Below are 24,520 nucleotides of genomic sequence, written 5' to 3'. Positions count from 1 at the left end.
GCCAGCGAACCATCAGCCGACCGCACGCGCGGCGCGACAGCGTGGTCGGCGACCACTCGACGAGAGCGAATTGGAGAACCATGCACACCCCCGTCGCGCACCGCGCCGGTGCGCGGGAATGGACCGGGCTCGCGATCCTCGCGCTGCCCACGGCGCTGCTCGGTCTGGACGTCAGCGTGCTGTACCTGGCGCTGCCCGCCCTGTCGGCGGATCTGCAGCCGACCGCCACCCAGACGCTGTGGATCATGGACGCCTACGGGTTCCTGATCGCCGGCCTGCTGATCACCATGGGCACGCTGGGCGACCGGATCGGCAGGCGCAAGCTGCTGATGATCGGCGCCGCCTGCTTCGGCGCGGTCTCGGTGGTGGCCGCGTTCGCCACCAGCGCCGAGCTGCTCATCGCCGCGCGGGCCGCCCTCGGCATCGCAGGGGCGACCCTGATGCCCTCGACGTTGTCGCTGCTCAGCACCATGTTCACCGATGCCAGGCAGCGCGCGGTGGCGATCGGCGTCTGGGCGACCACCTTCGCGCTGGGCATGGCGGCCGGACCGCTCGTGGGCGGCGTGCTGCTCGACCACTTCTGGTGGGGTTCGGCGTTCCTGATCGCGGTTCCGCCGGTCGGCGTCCTGCTGCTGACCGCGCCGCTGGTGCTCCCGGAGTACCGCGCGCCGGGCAGCGGCCGGCTGGACCTGCGCAGCGTGGTGCTGTCGCTGGCCGCGATCCTGCCGCTGGTCTACGCGGTCAAGCACACCGCCAAGGCGGGCTTCGACCTGGGCTCGGCGGTGTCCTTGCTGGTCGGTGCGGTGTTCGCGGTGATGTTCGTGCGGCGGCAGCGCACGCTGGCCGATCCGCTGCTGGACCTGTCGCTGTTCACCAGCCGCACGTTCAACGCCGCGCTGGGCGTCCTGTTGTTCGGGCTGGTCGGCGTCGGTGGCGTGATGTTCCTGGTCACCCAGTACCTCCAGCTCGTCGAAGAGCTCTCCCCGTTCGCGGCCGGGCTGTGGATGGGGCCGCCCGCGCTGCTGATGTTCGTGGCCGCGCTGGCGTCCCCGCTGATCGCGCGGCGGGTGCGGCCCGGTGCGATCGTCGCCGCGACGCTCGCGCTGTCCGCCGCGGGCTACTTCCTGCTGTCCCTCGCGGATCCGGGCGACATCGGCTTGGTGGTGGGCGGTTTCGGCCTGGTGTACCTGGGTTTGGGCGCGATCGCGGCGCTGGGCACCGATCTGGTCGTCGGCGCGGCCCCGCCGGAGAAGTCGGGTTCGGCCGCGGCGATGTCGGAGACCGTGCAGGAGCTGGGCCTGGCCGTCGGCGTCGCGGTGCTCGGCAGCCTCACCTCGGTGATCTACCGGAGCGGGCTGCCCGACCTGCCGCCGGGGCTGGCCGGGGTCGAGGACGGCCTCGCGGGGGCCGCGGAGCTGCCGGGCGATCTGCTGGGCCAGGCGAAGGAAGCGTTCACCGCGGGGCTGAACGTGACGACCCTGGTCACCGGGATCGCAGTCCTGGTGCTGGCCGCCGTGTCGGCGACCGTGCTCCGGCACATCGGGACGATCGGCGACGAGGGCTACGACGAGCGCTGAGACCTTGGCCCGATCCTTGCGCACATTGGCCATCGGGACACTGGTTGTCGAACGGCCTCCTCCGCACGATGGAAGGCGAAGGACGAAGGCGCGACTAGGAGGTCGTCATGTGGACGTTGTTGCTGGTGGAGGCCGCTATCGCATTCGGGCTGGCCGCGTGGGCGGCCCGCTGGGCGCAGCGCACCTCGCGCGGGTAGGGGTCGTGAGCGCGCAACAGCGGTGGAACGCCGTTGCGCGCTCACGACGAGCGTTTTCGGGCTCGGTAGGCGGCGGCCTTGACGCGGTTCCCGCACTCCTCCATTCCGCACCAGGTGCGGCGGGCCCCGCGGGAGCGGTCGAGGTAGATCCGGGTGCAGTCGGCGCGCCCGCACTCCTTGAGGTGGGCGTCGGCGTCGGCGAGCACGGTGATGGCGCTGCGTGCGATCTGGGCGAGCGCGGCGGGCAGGTCGCCCGACGTGCGCAGCCCGGAGTCGCTGAGCTGGATGGTCGGGGGCCTTCCGGCGGCCGCGTCGTTGAGGATCTCCAGGCTCTTCGGGTCGAAGGAGCGGTCGAGAACGCGGTCGAGCGCGAGCCGGTAGATCGCTTCCCGCAGGCGCAGGGCGGCCTCGAACGTCGTGGCGTCGGCGGTGACGTGATCGGGGAGCCCGTCGCACTCGGCCACCCAGCGCTCCAGGTCCGCGGAGCCGGTCAGGGCGTCGACGGGCCGGGTCCGGCGGGAGCCCACGGTGCCCGCCAGGTCCAGGGCGGGGTTGCCGCTGACGAACGCGAAATCCACGTCACCATCTTGACCGGTGACGCGCGGCGATGGCAACCTCGTCACCAGTTGAACCGGTGACACGAGGAGGACCGCATGGCCGAGGCCGGTGATATCGAGGTCGTCGTGTTCGACGTCCTGGGGACGATGGTCGACGAAACCAGCGGTCTCCGAACGGGAATCCGCGAAGCGGCGCCCGACGGCGACGTCGATGAGCTGATCGCCCGGTGGCAGCGGCACGTCGAGCTCGAACAGCAGCGCATCGCGCGAGGAGACCGCGCGTACGCCAACTCCGAGGTCATCGACCGGGAAGCGGCGCGCCGGGTCGCCGACCGCGCCGGGATCACCGATCCGTCGGCGATCGAGCGGCTCGCCACGGCGGGGCAACGGCTGCCCGCCTGGGACGACTCCGCCGCCGGTCTCGAACGGCTGGCCCGGCGCTTCCCCGTGCTCGGCCTCTCCAACGCGAGCCGCGCCGCTCTGCTGCGGCTCAACGCGCACGCCGGATTGCGCTGGCACCAGGCCTTGTCCGGCGAAACCGCCTCGGCGTACAAGCCCGCGCCGGAGGTCTACCAGCTCGCCATCGACAGCGCGGGATGCCCGCCGGAGCGCATCCTCATGGTGGCCGCGCACGCATGGGACCTCCGCGGCGCCCGGGCGACGGGCATGCGGACCGCCTACGTGCACCGGCCGGTGGGCGATCCGCCGACGAGCACCGACGCCTTCGACTGGCAGTTCAGCGCACTGTCCGAACTGGTCGACGAGCTGACTGCCGACTAGTCCTTTGTGGATCGATCGAGCGAGTCGGCCAGTTCGGCCAGGCAGTTGCGCCAGCCCTTCGCGGTCGCCGGACCCATCTCGGGGTCGTCGAAGGTGTGCGTGAAGACCAGCAGCGTGCCCGGGCCGTCGGGGCGGAGCTCGACGTGCAGCAGGTCGCTCTCCTCGCTGAACGCGAACACGCGCTCCGGGACGAGCTCGGTGACGGCGCCCGAGTAGGTGGTGCCCTCGCCGTCGTCGAAGCTGATCGCGCCGCCGACCCGCAGGTCGATCCCGGTGCAGGTCAGCGGGTACCACTGGCTCAGCTGCGCGGGTTCGGTGAGCGCGCGCCACACCTTCGCCGGCGGGTGCGCGAGCTTGCGCTCCAAGCGCAGCACCTGGCGGCCGTTCTCGGTGGTGAGCGATTCGGTCACTGGTTCGGGTCCTTGTCGTCGGAGTCCAGGTGTCGTTCGAGAGCGTCGAGCCGGTCCGACCACAACGCCCGGTAGGGCGCCAGCCAGTCGTCGATCTCGCTGAGCGCCTCGGGCCGCAGTTCGTACCAGCGGCGCTGGGCGTCCACACGCACCCGCACGAGCCCGGTCTCGCGCAGCGCCCGGAGGTGCTTGGACGCGGCGGGCTGCGACAGGTCGAGCCGCTCGGCTATCTCGCCGACCGGCCGGGGGCGCTCCAGCAGCAGGTCCATGATCTGCCGCCGGACCGGCTGTGCGAGTGCTCCGAAGGCTGACATGCAGAGAATATGCCAGAAGTGGAAAATAAGGGCAAGGTCCGGAACCCGCCAGCCGAGGTGGTCGCCGCCTGTCAGGGTGGGACCGTGCGCACGAGGTCACCACTGATCAACACCGCCGAACTGGCGTGGCTCGGCGAGTTCGCCGAGCCCGCTCCGCACTCCGCGGCCGAGCTCGCCGCGGTCATCGACCTGCTGCCGCGGTCGAGCGCCGTCACCGTCGGCCGCAGTCGCGATGATGCCTCCCGGGCGGCAGCGGAGGCGTTCTCCGCTGCCTGGCGAGGTCTCGGCGGAACCGTGCTGGCCACAGTGGATTGGCCGGAAGTGGCCGCCTCGTGGCTGCGCCCGGCGAACCGGATGGCCGCTGGTGCTCCGGACGCGTGGGTGGTGGCGGCCGCACCGCTCGGCTTCGCGCAGCTGGCCCGGAGGCTGCGGCACAGCACGACGTGGGAGCCGTCCCGCACGATCGCCTTCGCTTCCTTGCAGGACTCCAGGATGACCGCGCTCGCAACGGATCTCGACGGGCTGCGCGGCGCCACGGCCGACGGCGGCACCTGGGAGGTGCGCGGCCGCTGGGTCAGCACGATCTCGCCGGGGAGCTGAGGCGGTTCGGCCGATGAACCACAGTGGACGGTGGAAATTCGGATGCGCCACCAGCCGGACTGTGGTGGGATTCGTCAGGTGAGCACGCTGGGTGAGAACGACCTGCTCGACCGCATGGAGCGGAACCTGGCCGAGCACGCCTGCCACCTGCACCGCGCCCTGCCGGGCGCGACGGTCACGCGGACCGACGACCTGCTGGTGGCCGACAGCGGCCTGGACGACGACACGTTCAACATCGTCGCGACGGCCCGCTTCACCCCGGACACCGCCGCGGCCCGCATCGACCAGACAGCCCGGATGCTCGCCGCCACCGGCCGCCGCTTCTCCTGGTGGGTCGGCCCGGCCTCGGCCCCGGCGGACCTGGGCGCCCGCCTGTCGGCGGCCGGTCTGCCCGAATCGGAGCGGGAAACGGCGATGTGGGCCGAACTCGACGACAGCCTGCCCCGGCCCGCGGTCGCCGGGCTCGAGATCCGCACGGCGACCACGCCCGGGGAACTGGCCGACTACGCCCGGGTGCTCGCGGCGAACTGGGACCCGCCTGCCGGAACCGTCCTCGACTTCTTCGCGCGCACCGCGGACCGGGCGCTGGCCGAGGACTGCCCGTCCCGCTACTTGGTCGGCTACGCGGACGGGCAGCCGGTCTGCTCGGCCGAGGTGTTCCTGCACGCGGGAGTCGCGGGCGTCTACAACATCTGCACGCTGACCACCCACCGCCGCCGCGGCTACGGCGGGGCCATGACCCTGGCGGTGCTGCACGCCGCCCGCGACCGCGACCACCGCACTGCGGTGCTGCAAGCCTCAGCCGACGGAGAACCGGTGTACCGCCGCCTGGGTTTCCAGGTCTGCGGGCACTTCGCCGAGCACGCCGTCAGCTGAGCTGCGGGAGGTCGGCGACGCGCCACAGCGCGAGCGCCTTGTCCGCGTAGTGGCCGTCGCCCTCCCGGCAGCCTTCGGTGATCACCTCCAGCGGTTCGGGGAAGGCGAACGGGGCGAGCTGGAAGTTCAGCGGGCGCCAGTCGCCGGTCTCGACGTCGACGTTGACCGCCAGCTCCGGGAACGTGGTGGTCAGCAGGTACTGCACGCCGCTGTCGCGGATGTTGCGCAGCGCCGCCCGGATCTGCTCGAAACCGAGGTGCACCAGGCAGTCCCGGCACAGCACCAGATCCGCGGCGGGGAGCCGGTCGCGGGTGAGGTCCAGGACTTCGAAGCGCCGGTCGCCTGCGGCGTGGTGGCGGCGGTTGTGCTCGACGAGCTCCGGCACGATGTCGGCGCCGAAGTAGCTCGCCACGCCGAGATCGGTCGTCGACAGCCAGCCGAAGTCGCCGCACGGCACGTCCGCGACCGATCGCACGCCCCACCTGCGCAGCAGCGCGGGGATCTCGGCGCGGATGTGCGCGGTGGCGGAGCTCTCCGAACCCGCCCCGGACACCGATTCCGCGCTGCCCCAGAGGTTCTGCTCGAAGATGTAGCGGAACACCCCGCTGGTGTCCTGCCGCGCCAGCTGCTCCCGGTGCTCCCGGAAGGTGGCGTTCGTGGTCAGCTCCGGTCGTCCCCACGACGTTCCCGCTGAACCCATGGCGTCGTCCTCCTGCTCGTCCGATCGGACCCGGACGACGTTGTCCGCGCCGGAGCCCCGCGGCGGACCCCGATACCGAAGTGCACCAGCTCCGCGCCCACCACGCCATCACGCATCAGGAGTACCCCGGACCTCGGCGCGAAGGATTGCGCCGCCGCGACGGCGATCAGTGGCGGGGCAGTCCGCTGAGGTGGTGGTGGGCCGCGACCAGCTCGGTCGTGCATTCCTCCGGTTGATCCGCGGCCGCGAAGGCGAGCGCTCGGCGGAGCGCGGCCAGCGCTTTCGGGTTCGAGGCGGTGAGCAGGTCCGCGGCGCGGTCGGTGGCCTTGCCGAGGTCGATGATCAGGGCTTGGGCCTCGATGCTGTCCGGTTTGACGATGAGCGCGGTGATGGTGCTGCGGACTCGGGTGCGCAGGACGTCATCGGCGGTCACGGCATCCCTCCTCGTGTGGTCAGCTGCTCGTGTGACGCTGCGGTGGTCGCTCCGTGACGCGATCAGCCCGCGTTCTCCGGGCGGTACACGCGCAGCGCTTCGTCGCGGGAGGTGAAGCTGAAGGTGCGTCCCGGCGGGACGACCTCGCCGTCGCAGGCCAGCGCCACCGGCTCGCCGAGCACCTCGACGTGCACCGACTTCCGCTCCTGCTGGACGTAGGTGCGGCTGTTGAACAGCGCGCCGGTCAGCGCCGCGAAGGCGAAGCGGGTGCGGGACAGGGGGAGGTCGGCGCGGACGTAGCGGACGTCGAGGATGCCGTCGTCCAGGCGCGGGCGCCAGGTGGGGGCGAAGCCCTTCGGCTGGTAGCCGTTGGCGCCCGCGAACAGCAGCCAGATCTTGCGGTGGGCACCGTCGATGCGGACCTCGATCGGTTCGGCCTCGGCGAGGACGCGCACCAGCGCGGCGGCCGCGGCGGGCCACTTCCCCCAGCGCGGCTCCCACTTCTCCCGCAGCCGGACCATGTCGGGATAGCCGCCCAGGCTGGCGGTGTTGACGAACCACAGGTCGGGCCGGTCGTCGACGCCGACCGCACCCAGGTCGACCTGCACCGCGGAACCGGCGGCCAGCGCGCGGGCCGAGTCCTGCGCGCTGGCCACGCCCAGGTCGCGGGCGAAGTGGTTCAGCGTGCCCGCGGGGATCACGGCCAGCGGCAGCCCGCGGACGGCGGCTGCGGAGGCGGCGGCCGCCACGGTGCCGTCGCCGCCCGCCACGGCCAGCGCGCGCACGGAACCCCCTGCCGCGTCGAGTTCGCGGTGCAGTTGTCCGACCAGGTCGGCGCCGGGATCCGGGTGCAGGACCTTGGCCGCGGGCCACAGGTCGGCGAGCAGGGCGGACGGGTCGTGGTCGGCGTCGCCGGACGAGGCGTTGACCAGCAGCGCGAGCCCGTTGCCGTCGGTCAGCGCGGCGACGTGCTCGCTCGGCCGGGCCAGCCCGGGAGCGGCCGGGCGCACCGGCCACCACCTGCGGGTGGCGAGCCCGACGGTGCAGCCGATCGCGGCCCCGAACGCCACGTCGGTGGGCCAGTGCACCCCGACGTGCACGCGCGAGTAGGCGACCGCCGCCGCGATCGGCACCACGGCCGCACCCAGCAGCGGCGACTCCATGCAGACCGCGGTCGCGAACGCCGCCGCGGAGGCGGCGTGCCCGGACGGGAACGACGAGGAGACCGGTCGCGGCACCAGCCGCCGGTGCAGCGGCAGCAGGTCGCTGGCCGGCCGACGCCTCGGCAGCAGCTGCTTGGCCAGCAGGTTCGTCACGGCGCTGGTAGCCCCGATGGCGGCCACGCCGCGCAACGCAGCCCGGCGCGTCGGCCCCTTGCGCGCGGCGAGCCCACCGGCCAGCGCGAACCACAACTTGCTGTGGTTCGCCAACCGGCTGAGCTTGCGCAGCCCGGGATCGACGACGCTCCTGGGCAGCCCGGCGCACCGGTGCACGAGATGGCGATCAGCGGAGGAGACGCGCCTGCGGGCCGTGCCGAGAGCCTTGAACATGCCCACATGCTAGGACCGTCCCCGTGAGCGTTTCGGGGCGCCACAGCACCCCAAAGCACTCACGGACCACACCGGCCTGAACCTCGGCTCAGTCCATTGTGGTCACAGCTGCTGCTGGAAGTTCACGGTGGAAATGGCTGCGTGGTGGGAAAGTCGCCCACATCAGCGCGCTGGTGGTCATGCCGGGGGTCGGTCAGCATGGGGGCAGCCCGACTTCGAGGGGGCGAGGTCAGATGCGGATCAACGTCGATCTCAACCGGTGCCAGGCCTATGCGCAGTGCGCCTTCCTGGCCCCGGAGGTGTTCCGGTTGCACGGTGAGGAGGCGCTGCTCTACCAGCCGAACGTCGACGAGGCGCGTCGGGACGACGTGCTGCGGGCCGCGGCCGCCTGCCCGGTTCAGGCGATCCTGGTGGACCGCGTCGAGGTGCCGAGGGGCGAGCGGTGATGATGCGCGACGGCCGCATCGTGATCGTCGGTGCTTCGCTCGCCGGGTTGCGCGCCGCTGAGCACCTGCGCGAGGCGGGCTTCGCCGGCACGCTCACGCTGGTCGGGGACGAGCCGCACGAGCCCTACGACCGGCCGCCGCTGTCCAAGCAGGTCCTGCTGGGGCAGGTGCTGCCGGAGCACACCGCGCTGCCCCGCACGCGCGAGATCGACGCGGAGTGGCGGCTCGGCATCGCCGCCGCCGGGCTGGACCGCGATCGCAGGCGGGTGCAGCTGGCCGATGGTTCCGGGATCGAGTACGACCGGCTGCTGATCGCCACCGGCGTGCGCTCGCGGCCCTGGCCCAACGAGTCCGAAGCCGCCCTGGACGGGGTGTGCGTGCTGCGCACCCGGGAGGACGCCGCGCGTCTGGGCCGGCTGCTGGCGCGGCGCCCGAAGCGGGTGCTGATCATCGGCGCCGGGTTCACCGGTTCGGAGATCGCTTCGGCGTGCCGGGAACGCGGCTTCGCCGTCACCGTCGCCGAGCGCGGCGCAGCCCCGCTGGTGGGCGCGCTCGGCGGCGTGGTCGGCGACGTCGCCGCGCAGTTGCAGCGGGAGCACGGGGTCGACCTGCGCTGCGGCGTGATGGTGACGTCGCTGGAGGGCGATGCCGGAGGGCGGCTCAGGCGCGCCCACCTCTCCGACGGTTCCGCGCTGGACGCCGACATCGCCGTGGTGGCGCTCGGTGCGGTGCGCAACACCAGGTGGCTGGAGGGTTCCGGGCTGGCGGCGGGGCCGCGCGGCGTCGCCTGCGATGCCGGCTGCCGGGCCTTCGACGTCCACGGCATCGTCACCGACGACGTGTTCGCCGCGGGCGACGTCGCCCGGACTCCGCACCCGCTGTTCGGCTACCAGTTCCTCTCGCTGGAGCACTGGGGCAACGCCGTGGCGCAGGCCGAGATCGCCGCGCACAACATGATCAGCGCCGATTCCCGGCGGCGACCGCACCTGTGGACGCCGTCGTTCTGGTCGGCGCAGTTCGCCGTGAACATCAAGTCGGTCGGCGCACCGACGATGGGCGAGGAGGTCGTGGTGACCCAGGGCTCGCTCGTCGACCACCGCTTCGCCGCCGCCTACGGCCACCAGGGCCGGGTGATCGCCGCGGTCGGCTTCGACCACGGGAAGTGGATGGGCGGCTACCGGCGGCTGATCGAGCAGGCCGCGCCGTTCCCGCCCGAGCTGCCCGGCAGGCGCGGCGAGCGCCCGGTCCCGGCCCGGTTCCCGGACCCGGCGCTGCCCAGCCACGGGCCCACCGTCACCCTGACCGGCCACTCGCCCAACGACAAGCGCGTCGTGTTCACCCCGGCCCGAGCCTGATCGACGGGAGGCCCCGCATGACCTCGACCAGCCCGGTGCAGCGGATCGCCGACCAGGCCGCGCGCCCCGATCCCTACCCGATCTACGCCGAACTCCGCCGGACCCCGGTGATCCGCGACGAGAGCGGAGTGCACCTGGTCACCACCTACTGGGAGATCCGCGACCTGCTCCAGGACTCGCGGATCAGCTCCGACAGCCGCAACCTCGCGCCGGGCGCCAACTCGCTGCTGGGCGAGGAGGAGGAGTCGACGCTGCCGCCCAGCTTCATCCGCCTGGACCCGCCCGAGCACGACCGCCTGCGCCGCTTGGCGATGCGGCCGTTCGGCCCGCCGCACAGCCCGCACCGCATCCACGACATGCACGGCGAGCTCACCGCGATCGTCACCGACCTGCTCGACGGGCTCGCGAGCCGCGATCGGTTCGACGTCGTCGACGACTTCGCCTACCCGCTGCCGGTAGCGGTGATCTGCCAGCTCCTGGGCGTGCCGCCGGAGGACGAGCCGCGCTTCCGCGTGATGGTCGACGGCGTGGTCGCCGGGCTGAACCCGGCGCTGCCGGTGGCGGAGCGGCGCGCCGCGCAGCACAGCCGCTTCGAGCTCGGGCAGTACCTGGCCGAGCTGATCGAGCAGCACCGCCGCCACCCCGGCGAGGACATGCTCTCCGCGTGGGTCACCGACGAGGGCCCGGAGGGGCGGATGTCGCTGGCGGAGATGGTCACCAACGCCGTGCTGCTGCTGATCGCCGGGCACGAGACCACCGTCAACCTGATCGCCAACGGCGTGCTCACCCTGCTGCGCCACCCGGAGGAGCTGAGGCGGCTGCGCGAGAACCCGTCGACGGCGCCCCTGCTGGTGGAGGAGCTGCTGCGCTACGAGCCGCCGGTGCAGTTCCTCCCGCAGCGCACCGCGCTGACCGATCTGGACGTCGCGGGCACCGTGATCCCGAAGGGCACCCCGGTGTGGTTGCTGCTGGCCTCGGGCAACCGCGACCCGCGGCGCTTCACCGATCCGGGCACCTTCGACCCGGCCCGCGAGGACAACCAGCACCTGGGCTTCGGCTTCGGCATCCACGCCTGCTTCGGAGCGCCGCTGGCCCGCCTGGAGACCCAGGTCGCCTTGACCGAACTCGTCAGCAGGACGACCGATCCGCAGCTGCCGGAGGACCCGCCGCCGTACCGGCCGAGCCCGGTGCTCCGCGGCCCCCGCCACCTGGAGATCACCGGGCGGATCGACGCCTAGCGGTGTCCACAGAGGACGCCCGGTCCGCGGGTGGGCGCCGGGTGGCCCGGCGGGTAGGCTGGATTCCGTGCCGTTGATCGAGGTCGTCCACTCGCCCGATGTGTCCGAGGAAACCCTCCACCAGCTGGGTGATGCGCTGCCGCACCTGGTTTCGCTCGCGGTGGAGTGCCCCGAAGAGCCCTACGACCGGAATCTCCAGCCCGGCGACGTGGAGCTGCGCTTCCGGCAGCTCGGCCCCTTCGACCGCAGCGGCCTGGACTTCGTGGTCGAGGTTCGCTCGAAGTGGTTCGAGAGCCGCGCGTCCAACCGCCAGGAGCGCGTGGACGCCCTGCACGAAGGCATCGAGGAGGCGACGGGTCTGAGCGACTTCGGCGTCTACCTCTCCCTCCCGGTGGCCGCCTGGTCCCAAGGCGACTGACGCGCATCGGCTCGAGAACAGGTGGAGCGAGCCCCGGCTTCAGGTGCTCAGGAGCCAGTCGGTGTCTTCGGTGGTTTCGATGATGCCGGTGAACTTCCGCAGGAACGCGTGGTCGTTCGCCGAGACCAGCAGGCGTTCCAGCAGTTGCGGTGGGGGATTGAGCAGCGTGTTGGCGACCGCGGTGGCGTCGCGGCCGCCGCCCGGCGCGTTCCACCACGCGTCGTGCGTTCGCCGCATCCAGTCCGCGTCGAACGCTCCGGTGTGCTCGGTGATCGCCGCCGCGTGCATGGCGGCGGCGGTCACCGCGGAGTTCGCTCCCGACGCGGTCAGCGGATCGTTGGTCACGACCGCGTCGCCCAGGCCGAGCACCGCGCGACCGGACGGCAGCACGGCGACGGGATGACGCACGGTGGGAGTGATCGCGCCGGACAGCGCGGCGCGGTCGTCGGTCAGCGTCGTGCCGGCGAGGGCCTCGTGTTCGCGCGGGACGTCGCGCAGCAGCTCGCGAATCCGCTTCCACAGCTCAGCGGACTGCGGGCGGTCGCGCCAGACGTCCCACGGTCCGCCCGGCAGCGCTTCGACGACCACCGCGTGGCAGGGACCGGTGAAGGTCAGCGCGGGCAGCACGAGCAGCTCACCGGCACCGGGCACGATGGACCAGCGGATCGTGTCGATGACGCTGGTGCGCTCCGGAACCCGCAGGTAGACCGCGGCGATCTGGCGCTGCGGCTCGGTGTGCTGCGACAGCTCGCCGTTCCGCCGGAAGAGCCCGCGGCCGCGGCCGGTGGCCACCAGCACCAGGTCGTGTTCGGCGGTGAGCGCGTCGAGGGCGCTCTCGTCGACGGTCCGGTAGTGCACGGACGCTCCGTCCGCGTCGCTGAGGGCTTCCATCCAGGTGGCCAGCTTCATGCGGTGGTCCACGGACTGCGCCGGGGAGTCGAGCAGGGCGTCCGACCAGTCCAGCACGCACTGCTCGTCCAGCCACACCGATAGCCGGCCGTTCGCGATCACCGGTGCGGTGTCGTCCCAGAACGCCAGACCGGCGCCGCGCTCGGGGCGCAACCGGGGGCCGAAGACGCACTGCGTGGAGGTGATCGGGCCGTTGCGGAGGTCGTCCGGGCGCTGTTCGGACAGCAACGTCACCCGATGCCCGTCGCGCTGCAGGAGATGTCCGGCCAGCAGTCCGGCGACTCCACCGCCGACGATCGCGATGTTCCTGGTCATGCTGCCTCCTCAGGCGGCGGCGACCACGCTTCGGTCCGTCCGCGGTGGTCGGTGCGGTCGCCGCTCGCCATCCGCGTCGGATCGCCGGAACAGCTGCGGGCCCGGCATTTCCGGTCGTTCGCGGACGAAAGGGAAAAAGGCGGTCGGCGTTCGGGCGATGGTGACAAGAAAACGGCGTGATCGCGCGCTGATTCGTGCGTGAAGAACCGGTAAATTTCCCGTGGAACCGGAGGTGCGCGAGAAAGGTCTCCGGTATGGATCCTCGGTCGCAGGATTGGTTGAAGTTTCGACCAGTGAGCTGGTGCCGACCGATCTGTTCGGCTACCCGACCGGATCGGTCGGGTAGTCTCGGGGCATGGCACGAGCGTTGCGGCGGCACGTGGACGAGGAGATCCTCGACCGCGCGGCCGCGCTGTTCGCCCAGCACGGCTTCGAGCAGACGTCCCTGAAGGCGCTGGCGGACGCCGTCGGGCTGTCGAAAGCGGGGCTGCTGCACCACTACCCGAGCAAGGAGGCGCTGCACGAGGCCGCGCTGGAGTTCTCGGCGGTGCGGAGCAGGCAGGTGCTCGACCGGGTCGCGGCGCTGCCGCTGGGCCCCGAGCGGGACCGGCGCGTGCTGGAGCTGCTGACCGACACCGCGCTGGACCGGCCAGGGCTGGTAGCGCTGCTGTTCCGCCCGGTCACCACGCCGGAGGCGCACAACGCGGACCAGGACGCGCTGCTGTCCGAGCTGTTCGCGATCGACCCGTCCGACGAGGAGCGGCTGATCCGGGTGACGGGTGCGCTCAGCGCGCTGGCGGTCCTGAGCCTGGCCGCCAACTACCGCGGCGACAAGACCTCGTGGCGGCCGCGCATCGTCGACACCTGCTTCGACGCCCTCGGCCGCACGACTTCAGGCGGTGGGCGTCGCTGATGTCCGGGCGCGGTCGGTTTCGCGTGAAGTCGCCCTCCGCGCCCGGCTTTCCGCTGGTGGTGGCCCGTGAGTGGTTTGCGGGGCTATAGCACCCCAAAGTACTCACGGGCCTGGCCAGCGGAAACGGAGCGGCAACGGTGCCGTGGAGCCGACGACACCGCCGCTGCGGGGCTCGCGGAGAGCCGAGGTGCAGTCGGAGCATCGTGGAGGAGATGACATGGCAGCCGAATCCGAGCCGTTGACCGCGAAAAGCCCGGTCGGGAAGTGGCTCGCGCATCCCGGAGGGGCGCCGCTGCTGCGGGAACTGCTGGCGCAGGCCGGTTTCGACGAGCAGGTCCTGGCCCCGGTGCGGCAGCTGCCGCTCCAGCAGCTCGCCGACATGAGCAAGGGCGCGCTGCCGCAGGACGTCGTCGACGGGCTCGTCCGGCGGGCCAACGGCGGCACGATGCCCGAGGTGTCCGCTGAGGACGCCGGATGGCGGGAGCGGATCACGCCGGGGCGCTTCGACGGGCGGACCGCGATCGTCACCGGCGCCGCTTCCGGGATCGGCCGGGCCACCGCTTCCCGGATCGCGCGGGAAGGCGGCCGGGTGGTGGCGGTGGACATCTCCGCGGAGCGGCTGGCGGAGCTGGCCGCCCAGCTGCCGGACTCCGACGTGGTCACCGTCGTCGCCGACCTGACCGACCCGGGCCACCTGCAGCGGATCCTCGACGCCGCCGGGCCGCGCATCGACGGGCTGGCCAACGTGGCGGGCATCAGCGACGACTTCTCGCCGATCCACGAGGTGTCCGACGAGGTCTGGCAGCGGGTCTTCGCGATCAACGTCGACGGCCTGTTCCGGCTGACCCGCGCGGTCGTCCCGGTGATGCTGGCGGCCGGCCGGGGCTCGATCGTCAACGTCGCGTCCGAGGCCGCGCTGCGCGGATCCGCCGCGGGAGTCGCCTACACCGCTTCCAAGCACGCCGTCGTCGGCATCACGCGCAGCACCGCTTTCATGTACGGGCCGCAGGGCATCCGGGTCAACGCGGTCGCGCCCGGCGGAGTGGCCACCGGCATCACCAGCGCGGGCAGCACCTCGGAGTTCGGCGGCGGCCGCATCCGGGACTTCCTCGCGCTGATCCCGCCGATCGCCGCCGCCGAGCACCTCGCGGCCTCCATCACCTTCCTGCTCAGCGACGACGGCGTGAACGTCTCCGGCGCGATCCTGCCGTCCGACGGAGCCTGGTCCGTCCAGTGAGGGGCTCCCGCCGCAGGGCGGCCCGTGAGCGTTTCGGGGCGCTATAACACCCCGAAACGCTCACGGAACCTGGTGCGACCATCACTTCTTCACGACCTGACAACCTAGGCAACCTCAAGACCACGCGACGGGGAGTTCCTTGAGGCCGTAGATGGCCTGGTGGGTGGCGAAGGCGACTTCGGAGTCCGGGACGGCCAGGCGCAGGTCCGGGAACTCGCGCAGCAGGGCGGGGAAGGCGATGCGCATCTCCATGCGGGCCAGCGGCGCTCCGAGGCAGTGGTGGATGCCGTGGCCGAAGCCGAGGTGCGGGGCGGCCGGGCGGGTGATGTCGAAGCGGTCCGGGTCGTCGGTCAGCTCCGGATCCCGGTTCGCCGCGGGGAGGTTGAACATCACCAGGTCGCCGCGGCGGATGGTGCTGCCCTCGAACTCGACGTCGCGGGTCGCCATCCGCGGCGAGCCGCCGTTGACCACGCTGAGCCAGCGCAGCAGCTCCTCCACGGCCTTGGGCGCGCTCTCCGGGTCGTCGCGGACCGCCGCCAGCTGATCCGGGTGGCGCAGCAGCGCCAGCGTGCCCAGGCCGAGCATGTTCGAGGTCGTCTCGTGGCCCGCCACCAGCAGCAGGTTGCCGATGCCGACCAGCTCGGCGTTGCTGAGCCGGTCGTCGTGGTCGCGGATCAGCATGCCGATGAGGTCCTCGCCGGGATCGCGGCGGGCGCGCGCGACGAGTTCGTTCATGTAGGCCAGCGATTGCGCGGCGAGCTCGGCCTTGTCCGCCTCGGGCAGCGTGGTGTCGAGCTGGCGGCTGGTGCGCTCCTGGAACTCGGCCTGGTCGCCGGTGGGCACGCCGAGCAGCTCGCAGATGACCAGCGACGGGACCGGCAGCGCGAATTCGGCGACCAGGTCGGCCGGTGAGCCGCCGCGCGCCATCGCCGCCAGGTGCTCGTCGACGATCTCGACGATGCGCGGTTCGAGGCGGCGCATGCGCCGCACGGTGAACTCCGGGGTGAGCATCCGGCGCAGCCTGGTGTGGTCCGGCGGGTCGAGCGAGAGCAGGTTCCCGCTGCGGTCGCCGGAGAGCTGGCGCGGATCCAGCGCCGGTCCGGCGAGGTCCTCGGGCCCCCAGCCGTTGCGGAAGGCGTCCGCGTCGCCGAGCATCCGGCGCACGTCGGCGTGCCGGGTCAGCAGCCAGGCCGACGGCCCGAACGGCGTCGGCACCTGGACGATCCCGGGCTGTTCGCGCAGCGCCGCCACGTCGGGCGCCGGGCCGAACCCGGTGCGGAGGCCGCCGTTTCGCTCAGCGGCGGGGGACTGGTCCATGCGGGCTCCTCTGCGGACGACTACCGGGCAGGAATGCGGCGATCACCAGGGCGAACAGCGCGGCGACCGCGCCGATGACCAGCACCAGGCGGAACCCGCCGAGGGACGGGACCGCCACGCCGCCCAGGTCGGTCGTCAGGTGCGCGAGCACGACGCCCGCGACCGAGCTGGACAGCGAGGTGCCGATGGAGCGCATCAGCGTGTTGAGGCTGTTGGCCGCAGCCGTCTCGGACACCGGCACGGCGGCCATGACGAGCGCGGGCAGCGCGCCGTAGGCGAGCCCGATGCCGGCGCCGATGACGCTGGAGGCGATCACGAGCTGCCAGATGCCCGACATCATCACCAGGCACAGGCAGTACCCGGCGGCGACGACGAAGGCGCCGGTCATCAGCGTGACCTTCGGGCCCCTGGTCCGCGAGATCCGGGCCGACACCGGCGCCATCGCCATCATGATCAGCCCGTTCGGCGCCATCACCAGCCCGGCCGCCAGGATCGACTGCCCGAGCCCGTAACCGGTGGCCTCCGGCAGTTGCAGCAGCTGCGGGACGACCAGCGAGGTCGCGAACATCGCGAACCCGAACACCACGGAGGCGATGTTGGTGAGCAGCACCTGGCGTCGCGCGGTGGTGCGCAGGTCGACCAGCGGTTGCGGCGCGCGCAGCTCCCACCAGCCCCACACCGCCAGCACCACCAGCCCGGTGCCGAGCAGTCCGAGGGTCCAGCCGCCGGTCCAGCCCCAGTCGGCGCCCTTGGAGATCACCAGCAGCAGGCACAGCAGCGCGATCGACAGCCCCACCGCGCCCGGCAGGTCGAACCTCCCGCCGGTGCGCACGCGCGATTCGGGCACCAGTGCGGTCACGAGCACGGCCCCGAGGGCGCCGAGAGCGGCAGCCACCCAGAACAGCGCGTGCCAGTCGAGGTTCTCGGCGATGAGCGCGGCCGCGGGCAGCCCCAGCGCCCCGCCGACGCCGAGGGAACCGCTCATCAGCGCGGTCGCGCCGCCGAGCTGCTCCGGCGGCAGCTCGTCGCGCATGATGCTGATGCCCAGCGGGATGACGCCCGCGGACAAGCCCTGCAGCACCCGGCCGACCACCATCGGGCCGAGCCCGGTCGACAGCGCGCAGACGACCGAGCCCAGCACCAGCATCCCGAGGCTGAACAGCAGCATCCGCCGCTTGCCGTACATGTCGCCGAGGCGGCCGACGGTGGGCGTGGCGATGGCCGCGGCCAGCAGCGTGGCGGTGATCGCCCACGCCGCGTCGGCCGCGCTGGCGCTCAGCAGGTCGGGGAGCTGGGGGACCAGCGGGATGATCAGCGTCTGTGTCAGCGAGACGACGATGCCGCACAGCGCCAGCACCGGGACGACGGTGCGCGACCGCGCCTGCGGGGGCGGGGCCGCGACTGGCGGCGTGCTGGAGGCACGGGTCATGGGTGGAAGGGCTCCCATCGTCTGCGCGACCGGGTCCGGCGGTTTCCACGGAGCATGCTGCGGGCCGGTCGGGCGCGCTCGTCGCTCAGCCTTTTTAAGTCAGCTGCTTGATTGACGATAGCAGCGATCACCCCGCCCGCCCGGGGTGGTCGCCCGAGGCGGGCGAACCGCAGGTCACACTGGTGGGTGCCGCGCTGCGCGCCGGGATCGGTGCCGCGCCGGCGGGAGGGGCTCGTCGTCGGCGGGCCGCGAGGTTGCGGATGCGGTGGTGAACGTGATGGTGCGAACGACGGGGTCGGCGCGGTCCGCGGCGACGCGCGAGCTGATCCTCGCGGCCGCGGAGCGGCTCTTCGCCGAGCACGGCGTGGCCGCGGTGTCCAACCGCCAGGTCAGCGAGGCGGCCGGGCAGGGCAACAACACCGCGGTCGGCTACCACTTCGGGTCCAAGACCGACCTGATCCGCGCGATCGTGCGCAAGCACAGCCTGCAGATCGAGCGGCTGCGCGGCGAGATGGTCGCCGCGGTGGGCGATTCCTCGGACGTGCGCGAATGGGTGGCCTGCCTGGTCTGCCCGTCCACCCGCTACCTCGCCGAGCTCGGCTCCCCGACCTGGTTCGGCCGCTTCGGCGCGCAGGTCATGACCGATCCGGCCTACCGCGAGATCATGGTGGCGGAGTCGCTGAGCTCGGCCGCGGTGCTGCGCGCGACCGACGGCCTCAACAGCTGCCTGCCCGATCTGCCGCTGGAGGTGCGGCTGGAGCGGCGGGACATGGTGCGCCAGCTGATGGTGCACATGATCGCCGAGCGGGAGCGCGCGCTGGCCGATGGCGAGCCGACGCCGCGGGCTTCGTGGGAGGACGCGGCCAGCGGCCTGATCGACGGCGTCGTCGGCCTGTGGATGGCGCCCGTGTCCGGCCGCTGAGGCGCCGCGGCTGGCATTGTGGTGTCATCCGGCCCCGAGAGCGCGCCGGAGCTGCCGAGTTGAGCGAGGTGTCGTGAACGACCTGCGAGAGGTCCTGGTGGTCGGCGCGTGCGCCGCTGGTCTGTCCACAGTGGAGGCGCTGCGGCGGAAGGGCTACGACGGTGCGGTGACCGTGCTCGGAGCCGAGCGGCACCTGCCCTACGACCGGCCGCCGCTGTCGAAGAAGGTGCTCTCCGGCGAGTGGCAGCCCGACCGGACCAACCTGCGCCAGGAGCAGGCGCTGACGGCGCTGGGCGCGGAGTTCGTCCTCGCCGACGCCGCGGTCGGCCTGGAACCGGCGACGCGCACGGTGCGGACGGCCTCCGGTCGCGCCCTGACCGCGGACGCCGTCGTCATCGCCACCGGCGCGAAGCCCCGGGTCCTGCCGGGGCAGGACGGCCTGGACGGCGTCCACGTCCTGCGCACCCTGGAAGATTCCCTGGCGCTGCGGGAAAGCCTGCTCGCGGCGTCCCGGCTGGTCGTCGTCGGCGAGGGCGTGCTGGGTGCCGAGATCGCCGCGACGGCCCGCACCATGGGGCTGGCCGTGACGATGACCGGCCCGCAGCCGATGCCGATGCACGCCCAGCTCGGCCCGTCGGTCGCGCAGCGCCTCGCCGGGCTGCACGAGGAGCGCGGCGTCGAGCTCCGCCTGGGAACCGGTGTGGACGGCTTCACCTCCGAAGGCGGCCGGGTCACGGGAGTGCACCTCAGCGGCGGCGAGGTGCTGCCCGCCGACGTGGTCGTGGTCGCGATCGGAGCGGTCCCGCAGACGGCCTGGCTGGCCGGGAGCGGACTGGAGCTCGACAACGGCGTGGTCTGCGACTCGCACTGCCGCGCGGCCCCGGGCGTGTTCGCGGTCGGCGACGTCGCGCGCTGGTGGCACGACCGGCTGAACGCCCTGGTGCGCCTGGAGAACCGCACGAACGCAACGGAACAAGCCGCAGCAGTGGCGGCCAACGTCCTCGGCGAGAACCAGCCCTACACACCGACCCCGTACTTCTGGACCGACCAGTACGACGCCAAGATCCACGTCCACGGCCAGATCCCACCCGACGCGCAACCAACCATCATCGACGGCTCTCCCGAGGAGGGCCGCTTCGTAGCCAAGTACGACCACAACGGCCACCCGACCGCCATCGTCGGCTGGAACATGGCCAAACAAGCCCGCCTCCACCGCCAGGCCCTCCTCTAACCCGATCAGCTGAGGAGTGAAGGGCACCTTTCGCCGAGTATGTTGGCGAAAGGTGCCCTTCGCCTCTCGCCTGATCGAGGCGGCGGACTATGGGTGGCGGCCGGTGTAGGCGGCGAGTCGGGTGTAGGTGTCGGCGTCTTCGGGCACCTGGACCACTGGGGCGAAAGTGCCCTCGGCGCTGCGGGTTTCCGGTGGGGCGAAGGTGGGGAGCACTTCGAGGGCGCGGGTGGCGAGGTCCGGGTCGAGGTCGGCGAGGCGGCCGGTGGCGTGGGCGAGGTCCCAGGAGTGGATCGTGAACTCGTGGGTGTAGGCGTCGAGGACGGTCCGGCCGGGCATCGTGGCCCACTTCAGGTCGACCGCGCGGTCCAGGACTTCGTCGTCGCCCCAGACGCGCTCCACCTCGTCGCGGGCCCGGGCGAACGCGTCGGACCAGCCGTCGTCGTCGATGCCGACGACCACTCCGGGGACCTCGCTGAAGTCGGTTCCGGCCCCGGCGAGGGCGAGCCTGCGCAGCACGGAGACCACGTGCCCGAGCAGCGCGCGGACGTCGTAGTCGGTGCAGGGAGTGCGATTGCCCAGCTCGTCGGGGCGCACTGCCGCGACCTGCCGCCCGATCTGGTCCAGCGACCGGCTGAAGAGCGGACGTGGATCCGGTTGCGTCGTCATTACCGGGAAGCTACGCGTGCACCCCGACATCCCCGATCGGCCGCCCACCCGACCCGGTCGGCTGAGGGGTGAAGGGCACCTTTCGCCAAGTACGTTGGTGAAAGGTGCCCTTCACCCCTCACCTGATCGGTCAGGTGCGGCCCCAGGCCTTGTTCACGGCTTCGACGATGTGGTGGTAGCCCGTGCAGCGGCAGAGGTTTCCGGCCAGGAGTTCCCGGATCGCGGTGTCGTCCGGGTGGTCTTCGGGGTTCGCCGCCGCGAGCGTGGTGATGAAGCCCGGTGTGCAGAAGCCGCACTGGAGGCCGTGGCAGTCCTTGAAGGCCTGCTGCACCGGGCTGAGGCCGTCTTCCGGGGTGAGGCCTTCGACGGTGGTGACCTCGGTGCCGTCGGCCTGCACGGCCAGCGTGATGCAGGAGCGGGCCGGGTCGCCGTCGATCAGCACCGTGCAGGCACCGCAGACGCCGTGCTCGCAGCCCGCGTGGGTGCCGGTGCGACCGAGGTCGTCGCGCAGGAAGTCGACCAGCAGGCGGCGCACCGGGACCGTCCGCCGGACCTCGCGGCCGTTCACGGTCAGCGTGATCTCCCGGTTCGCGGAAGGGTTCTCAGGCATTCGACACCTGCTTCAGAGCTCGCTGCACGGCCGCGCGCAGTGCTGCGCGCCTGGTCGCGGGATCGGCGTGGAGGTCGTCGGGCGGCGTGACGGAGGCGGTCGCTTCAGCGGCGGAGTCGATCGTCCTGTCGTCCAGCGCGGTCCCGGTCAGCACCGCTTCGGCATCGGGGAGGCGCTGGACCGTGCCGCCGATGCCCAGGCCGACCAGCCGCGCATCGACGACTTCGCCGTCCTCGAAGCGCAGCACCGCGGCCGCGCCCGCGAGGGCGAAATCGCCCGAACGCGCGCTGATCTCGGCGAATCCGCTGCGCGCGTCGTCGATCGGCAGGCGCACTTCGGTGAGGATCTCCTCCTCCGACAGCGAAGTCTGGTAGGGCGCCACGAACAGCTCGGCCGCCGGGATGGTGCGGCGGCCGCCGCTGCCGGTCACCACCACCTCGGCGTCCAGCGCCAGGGCCGCCGCGCACAGCTCCGCCGCCGGGTCGGCGTGGGCCAGGGAACCGCCGATGGTGCCTCGGGAGCGGATCTGGTGGTGCCCGACGTGGCGCAGCGCCCGGCCGAGCAGGGGACAGGCGTCGCGGACCAGCTGCGCGGTCTCGGCGGTTCGCTGTCGCACGCCCGCGCCGATGACCAGCACGTCGTCCTCGCGGCGCAGCCCGGACAGCTCCGGCAGGCGGCCGATGTCGACCAGGACGCTGGGCCGGGCGAGCCGGAAGTTCATCATCGGCAGCAGGCTCTGGCCACCGGCGAGGGCCTTCGCGTCCTCGTCGGCGGCGAGCAGCCGCACCGCTTCGGCGATGCTGTCCGGGCGGGCGTAGTCGAACGGCGGTGGCTTCACGACCGGGCCTCCTCGATCAGCCCGCGCACCACCGGCGGCGTCAGCGGAGTGACGTCCACGTCGGTCACGCCCAGCGGCTCCAGCGCGTGCTCCACGGCCCGCGCGATCGCGGCCGGCGGGCCGATGATGCCCGCTTCACCGGCTCCCTTGACGCCGAACGGGATCTCCGGCGCCGGGCTGCAGAGCTCCTCGGTGGTGATGTCCGGGATCTCGCACGCGGTGGGCAGCACGTAGTCGGCGAAGGTGGTGGCCAGCGGCTGGCCGTCCTCGTAGGGCAGCTGCTCGTGGAGCGCGCCGCCGATGCCCTGCGCGACACCGCCGTGGATCTGCCCGGCCACGGTCAGCGGGTTGATCACACGTCCGCAGTCGTGCACCGCCGCGTACCGCCGCACCCGCACCACGCCGGTGCCGGGATCGACCTCGACGACCGCGGCGTGCGTGGAGTTGGTGTAGTTGGCCGAGGCGTTCATCTTCCCGTCCGGGCGCGGCGCGTGCTCGATGCCCGGCGGTTCGTAGCTGGCTCGCGCGTCGAGCCCCGGCGCGGTTCCCGGTGGCAGCTCGAACGTGCGGGTCAGCGCCACCCGCGCGATCCGCGCCCACGGCACCGCGCTGCCCGGGCTGCCGCGCACCTGGAACCCGCCGTCGGCCAGCTCCAGGTCCTCCGGCGCGGCCTCCAGCAGGTGCGCGGCGATCTGGATCCCCTTGCGCCGCAACACCTCGGCGGCCTCCGCGACGGCTCCGCCTGCCACGAGCACGCTGCGGCTGGCGAAGCTGCCCAGGCCGAACGGCGCGGTGTCGGTATCGCCCATCACCACCCGCACCTGGTCGATCGGGATGGCCAGCGCTTCGGCGACCAGCGTCGCCACCGCGGTGTGGGCGCCCTGGCCCATCGCCGAGATGCCCACCGCGACGGTGACCCCGCCGTCGGGGTCGAAGCGCAGGTCCGCCGAGTCTTGAGCGCTGCGGATGCCGGTGACGCTGAAGCCGCTGGCGGCCACCCCTTCGACGTAGGTGGCGTAGCCGACGCCCAGGTGCGCGCCCGGTTCGGCGCGGTCGCGCTCCTCGGCGAGCATCTGCTCACCCAGCTCGACCGCGCGCTCGAAAGCCGCGCGGTGACTGCCCGAATCCAGCCGCGCGCCCGCGGCGGTCTCGTAGGGCAGGTCGTCCGGGTCGAGGATCATCCGGCGGCGCAGCTCGAGCGGATCGATGCCCAGCTCGCGGCCGATCTTGTCCACGAGCCGCTCGATCGCGAAGGTGCCCTCCGGCATGCCGTAGCCGCGGTACCCGTTGGTCGGGGTCTTGTTGGTGACCACGCCTTCGACCGCCACGCACTGGTGCGGGATCCGGTACGGCCCGCACAGCGAGCCGACGGCCACCAGGGCCGGGCCGTAGCCGCCCGGGAACGTCTCCGCGGAGCCCAGGTCGGCGCGGACCCGCCCGCGCAGCGCCGCGATGGTGCCGTCGTCGCGGACCGCCGCGGACAGCTCGATGCTCATGTCCCGGGCGTGGGAGGCGGCGATCAGGTGCTCGTGGCGGTCCTCGATCCAGCGGACCGGGCGGCGCAACCGCATCGCCAGCCACGGCACCACGTACTCCTCGGGGGAGATCGTGTTCTTCTGGCCGAAGCCGCCGCCGACGTCCGGCGTGATCACCCGGACGTCGCGCTCGGCCAGCCCGAGCACGTCGGCCAGCATCGTGCGCACCAGGTGGGCGGCCTGGGTGGAGGTCCACACCGTCAGCCGGTCGTCGCGGTACTCGGCCACGACGCCGCGCGGTTCCAGCGGAGCGGCCGCGCAGCGGTGCGTCGTGTAGGTGCCGCTGATCGTGCGGAAGCGGTCGAACGCGGCGTCGACGGCCGGGTTCTCCGGCGCGATCGACAGCAGCCGGTTGTCGCCCCACTCCGGGTAGAGCAGCGGCGCGCCGGTGGCCAGCGCCGCTTCGGCGGTGTCGACGACGGGCAGCGGCCGGAGGTCGACCTCGACGAGCTCGGCGGCGTCCTCGGCCAGGTACCGGTCGTCGGCGACCACCACCGCCAGCGGGCATCCGACGTAGCGGACCCGGTCGCGCGCCAGCGGGAAGTGCTGGACCGGCCGCACCCACTCGACGAGGTCCGGCACCGGCCCGACGGGCAGGTCCGGGCCGCCGTACGCGGCGTGCGCGCCCGCCTCCAGCGCCGCGGAGACGTCGACCCCGCGGACCTCAGCGTGCGGCAGCTCGCTGCGCACGAACGCGGCCTCGACCACGCCCGGCAAGGCCACGTCGGCGACGAAGCGAGCGCGCCCGGCCAGCAGGCGGTCGTCCTCGATCCGCGGTATCCGGGCGCCGAGCAGCGTGGGGCGAGTGCTCTGCATCGGTCGCACCATCCGGCCTCCCGGTCACCGCATCCCGCCTGCTGCCGTGCAGCAGAGGCGATCCCCCGGAAGCCTGCGGCAACCCGGTGCCGCGCGCAATCCTCCGGAAGGGGCGGGGTGCTTCTGGGTTGGGGGGTCGGCCGCTATCACCACCGAAGGATTCGGCGGTGATAGCGGGGAGACCTTGCCATCGGCGGTACCGTGCGGCGCGGGGCTGGGTTGGGTTCGAAGCGGTGGGTGGTCGCGTTGGGTGTGGGGCAGTTTTGCCGGAAATTGCCCGCGTTCTCGACGGAACCTGCGGTGGGGCCGGAGGCAATTTCCGGCAAAACTG

General features: G+C 72.6%; 25 protein-coding genes. 12 read left to right on the top strand and 13 right to left on the bottom strand.

The window, feature by feature from the left end; all coding sequences use genetic code 11:
- Nucleotides 1-80 precede the first annotated feature (80 nt).
- A complete protein-coding gene (locus OU416_RS25685; RefSeq protein ID WP_270929579.1) occupies nucleotides 81-1,577 on the top strand; it encodes an MFS transporter in 1,497 nt (498 codons plus the stop codon).
- 238 nt (nucleotides 1,578-1,815) lie between these two features.
- Here the strand turns inward: OU416_RS25685 and OU416_RS25680 are convergent, their stop codons facing one another.
- Nucleotides 1,816-2,352, bottom strand: coding sequence for a CGNR zinc finger domain-containing protein (locus OU416_RS25680; RefSeq protein ID WP_270929578.1), 537 nt, complete (start codon nucleotides 2,350-2,352; stop codon nucleotides 1,816-1,818).
- 75 nt (nucleotides 2,353-2,427) lie between these two features.
- Between OU416_RS25680 and OU416_RS25675 the strand changes: the two genes are divergently transcribed.
- Nucleotides 2,428-3,111, top strand: coding sequence for a haloacid dehalogenase type II (locus OU416_RS25675; RefSeq protein WP_270929577.1), 684 nt, complete (start codon nucleotides 2,428-2,430; stop codon nucleotides 3,109-3,111).
- On the opposite strand, the gene OU416_RS25670 is transcribed toward OU416_RS25675, so the two are convergent.
- Nucleotides 3,108-3,521, bottom strand: coding sequence for an SRPBCC domain-containing protein (locus OU416_RS25670; RefSeq protein WP_270929576.1), 414 nt, complete (start codon nucleotides 3,519-3,521; stop codon nucleotides 3,108-3,110). The two genes, OU416_RS25675 and OU416_RS25670, sit on opposite strands and share 4 nt — an antisense overlap.
- Nucleotides 3,518-3,835, bottom strand: coding sequence for an ArsR/SmtB family transcription factor (locus OU416_RS25665; protein WP_270929575.1), 318 nt, complete (start codon nucleotides 3,833-3,835; stop codon nucleotides 3,518-3,520). Before OU416_RS25665 ends, OU416_RS25670 begins: the two co-directional genes overlap by 4 nt.
- 84 nt (nucleotides 3,836-3,919) lie before the next feature.
- On the opposite strand from OU416_RS25665, the gene OU416_RS25660 reads away from it, so the two are divergent.
- Both OU416_RS25660 and OU416_RS25655 read left to right on the top strand, forming a co-directional pair.
- Nucleotides 3,920-4,435 carry a hypothetical protein gene (locus tag OU416_RS25660; protein WP_270929574.1) on the top strand — a complete coding sequence of 172 codons (516 nt, stop codon included), beginning with the start codon at nucleotides 3,920-3,922 and terminating at the stop codon, nucleotides 4,433-4,435.
- Nucleotides 4,436-4,513: 78 nt separating this feature from the next.
- On the top strand, nucleotides 4,514-5,311 hold the full coding sequence (locus tag OU416_RS25655; RefSeq protein WP_270929573.1) for a GNAT family N-acetyltransferase: 798 nt from the start codon (nucleotides 4,514-4,516) through the stop codon (nucleotides 5,309-5,311).
- Here the strand turns inward: OU416_RS25655 and OU416_RS25650 are convergent.
- The 3 genes from OU416_RS25650 to OU416_RS25640 all read right to left on the bottom strand — a co-directional run bounded on the left by OU416_RS25650 (nucleotide 5,304) and on the right by OU416_RS25640 (nucleotide 7,994).
- Nucleotides 5,304-6,011, bottom strand: coding sequence for a class I SAM-dependent methyltransferase (locus OU416_RS25650; protein WP_270929572.1), 708 nt, complete (start codon nucleotides 6,009-6,011; stop codon nucleotides 5,304-5,306). The two genes, OU416_RS25655 and OU416_RS25650, sit on opposite strands and share 8 nt — an antisense overlap.
- A gap of 166 nt (nucleotides 6,012-6,177) precedes the next feature.
- A complete protein-coding gene (locus OU416_RS25645; RefSeq protein ID WP_270929571.1) occupies nucleotides 6,178-6,444 on the bottom strand; it encodes a hypothetical protein in 267 nt (88 codons plus the stop codon).
- 62 nt (nucleotides 6,445-6,506) lie between these two features.
- Nucleotides 6,507-7,994 (bottom strand): bifunctional phosphatase PAP2/diacylglycerol kinase family protein, encoded by a 1,488-nt coding sequence (locus tag OU416_RS25640; protein ID WP_270929570.1) that lies wholly within the window; start codon nucleotides 7,992-7,994, stop codon nucleotides 6,507-6,509.
- Between the two features lie 233 nt (nucleotides 7,995-8,227).
- On the opposite strand from OU416_RS25640, the gene OU416_RS25635 reads away from it, so the two are divergent.
- From OU416_RS25635 to OU416_RS25620, 4 genes are all read left to right on the top strand, one after another.
- Entirely contained in the window at nucleotides 8,228-8,440 is a 213-nt protein-coding gene (locus OU416_RS25635; RefSeq protein ID WP_270929569.1) for a ferredoxin, read from the top strand.
- Complete coding sequence (locus tag OU416_RS25630; protein ID WP_270929720.1) at nucleotides 8,440-9,795, top strand: NAD(P)/FAD-dependent oxidoreductase; 1,356 nt, start codon at nucleotides 8,440-8,442, stop codon at nucleotides 9,793-9,795. The genes OU416_RS25635 and OU416_RS25630 overlap by 1 nt, the downstream gene beginning before the upstream one ends.
- A 17-nt stretch (nucleotides 9,796-9,812) precedes the next feature.
- Complete coding sequence (locus tag OU416_RS25625; RefSeq protein ID WP_270929568.1) at nucleotides 9,813-11,033, top strand: cytochrome P450; 1,221 nt, start codon at nucleotides 9,813-9,815, stop codon at nucleotides 11,031-11,033.
- Nucleotides 11,034-11,100: 67 nt separating this feature from the next.
- Nucleotides 11,101-11,451 (top strand): hypothetical protein, encoded by a 351-nt coding sequence (locus tag OU416_RS25620; protein ID WP_270929567.1) that lies wholly within the window; start codon nucleotides 11,101-11,103, stop codon nucleotides 11,449-11,451.
- Nucleotides 11,452-11,490: 39 nt separating this feature from the next.
- On the opposite strand, the gene OU416_RS25615 is transcribed toward OU416_RS25620, so the two are convergent.
- Entirely contained in the window at nucleotides 11,491-12,675 is a 1,185-nt protein-coding gene (locus tag OU416_RS25615) for a styrene monooxygenase/indole monooxygenase family protein (protein ID WP_270929566.1), read from the bottom strand.
- A gap of 355 nt (nucleotides 12,676-13,030) precedes the next feature.
- Between OU416_RS25615 and OU416_RS25610 the strand changes: the two genes are divergently transcribed.
- Together OU416_RS25610 and OU416_RS25605 are read left to right on the top strand one after the other, a co-directional pair.
- Nucleotides 13,031-13,588 carry a TetR/AcrR family transcriptional regulator gene (locus tag OU416_RS25610; RefSeq protein WP_270929565.1) on the top strand — a complete coding sequence of 186 codons (558 nt, stop codon included), beginning with the start codon at nucleotides 13,031-13,033 and terminating at the stop codon, nucleotides 13,586-13,588.
- 217 nt (nucleotides 13,589-13,805) lie between these two features.
- A complete protein-coding gene (locus OU416_RS25605) occupies nucleotides 13,806-14,825 on the top strand; it encodes an SDR family NAD(P)-dependent oxidoreductase (RefSeq protein ID WP_270929564.1) in 1,020 nt (339 codons plus the stop codon).
- 114 nt (nucleotides 14,826-14,939) lie between these two features.
- On the opposite strand, the gene OU416_RS25600 is transcribed toward OU416_RS25605, so the two are convergent.
- Nucleotides 14,940-16,142 (bottom strand): cytochrome P450, encoded by a 1,203-nt coding sequence (locus OU416_RS25600; RefSeq protein ID WP_270929563.1) that lies wholly within the window; start codon nucleotides 16,140-16,142, stop codon nucleotides 14,940-14,942.
- Nucleotides 16,120-17,571, bottom strand: a complete 1,452-nt coding sequence (locus OU416_RS25595) for an MFS transporter (protein ID WP_270929562.1) — start codon at nucleotides 17,569-17,571, stop codon at nucleotides 16,120-16,122. Before OU416_RS25595 ends, OU416_RS25600 begins: the two co-directional genes overlap by 23 nt.
- Before the next feature lie 277 nt (nucleotides 17,572-17,848).
- Here OU416_RS25595 and OU416_RS25590 point away from each other — a divergent pair, with 277 nt between their 5' ends.
- Together OU416_RS25590 and OU416_RS25585 are read left to right on the top strand one after the other, a co-directional pair.
- Nucleotides 17,849-18,493, top strand: a complete 645-nt coding sequence (locus OU416_RS25590; protein ID WP_270929561.1) for a TetR/AcrR family transcriptional regulator — start codon at nucleotides 17,849-17,851, stop codon at nucleotides 18,491-18,493.
- Between the two features lie 73 nt (nucleotides 18,494-18,566).
- A complete protein-coding gene (locus OU416_RS25585; protein WP_270929560.1) occupies nucleotides 18,567-19,724 on the top strand; it encodes an NAD(P)/FAD-dependent oxidoreductase in 1,158 nt (385 codons plus the stop codon).
- Between the two features lie 87 nt (nucleotides 19,725-19,811).
- Here the strand turns inward: OU416_RS25585 and OU416_RS25580 are convergent, their stop codons facing one another.
- From OU416_RS25580 to OU416_RS25565, 4 genes are all read right to left on the bottom strand, one after another.
- On the bottom strand, nucleotides 19,812-20,390 hold the full coding sequence (locus tag OU416_RS25580) for a TIGR03086 family metal-binding protein (RefSeq protein ID WP_270929559.1): 579 nt from the start codon (nucleotides 20,388-20,390) through the stop codon (nucleotides 19,812-19,814).
- A gap of 130 nt (nucleotides 20,391-20,520) precedes the next feature.
- Complete coding sequence (locus OU416_RS25575; protein WP_270929558.1) at nucleotides 20,521-21,000, bottom strand: (2Fe-2S)-binding protein; 480 nt, start codon at nucleotides 20,998-21,000, stop codon at nucleotides 20,521-20,523.
- On the bottom strand, nucleotides 20,993-21,838 hold the full coding sequence (locus OU416_RS25570) for an FAD binding domain-containing protein (RefSeq protein WP_270929557.1): 846 nt from the start codon (nucleotides 21,836-21,838) through the stop codon (nucleotides 20,993-20,995). The genes OU416_RS25575 and OU416_RS25570 overlap by 8 nt, the downstream gene beginning before the upstream one ends.
- A complete protein-coding gene (locus OU416_RS25565; protein ID WP_270929556.1) occupies nucleotides 21,835-24,189 on the bottom strand; it encodes a xanthine dehydrogenase family protein molybdopterin-binding subunit in 2,355 nt (784 codons plus the stop codon). The genes OU416_RS25570 and OU416_RS25565 overlap by 4 nt, the downstream gene beginning before the upstream one ends.
- Nucleotides 24,190-24,520: the final 331 nt, after the last annotated feature.

The sequence above is a fragment of the Saccharopolyspora indica genome (assembly GCF_027853965.1).
Taxonomy (GTDB): Bacteria; Actinomycetota; Actinomycetes; order Mycobacteriales; family Pseudonocardiaceae; genus Saccharopolyspora; species Saccharopolyspora indica.
The sequence above is the reverse complement of the archived record's forward strand: the minus strand, read 5'-3'. Positions and strand labels throughout refer to the sequence as shown.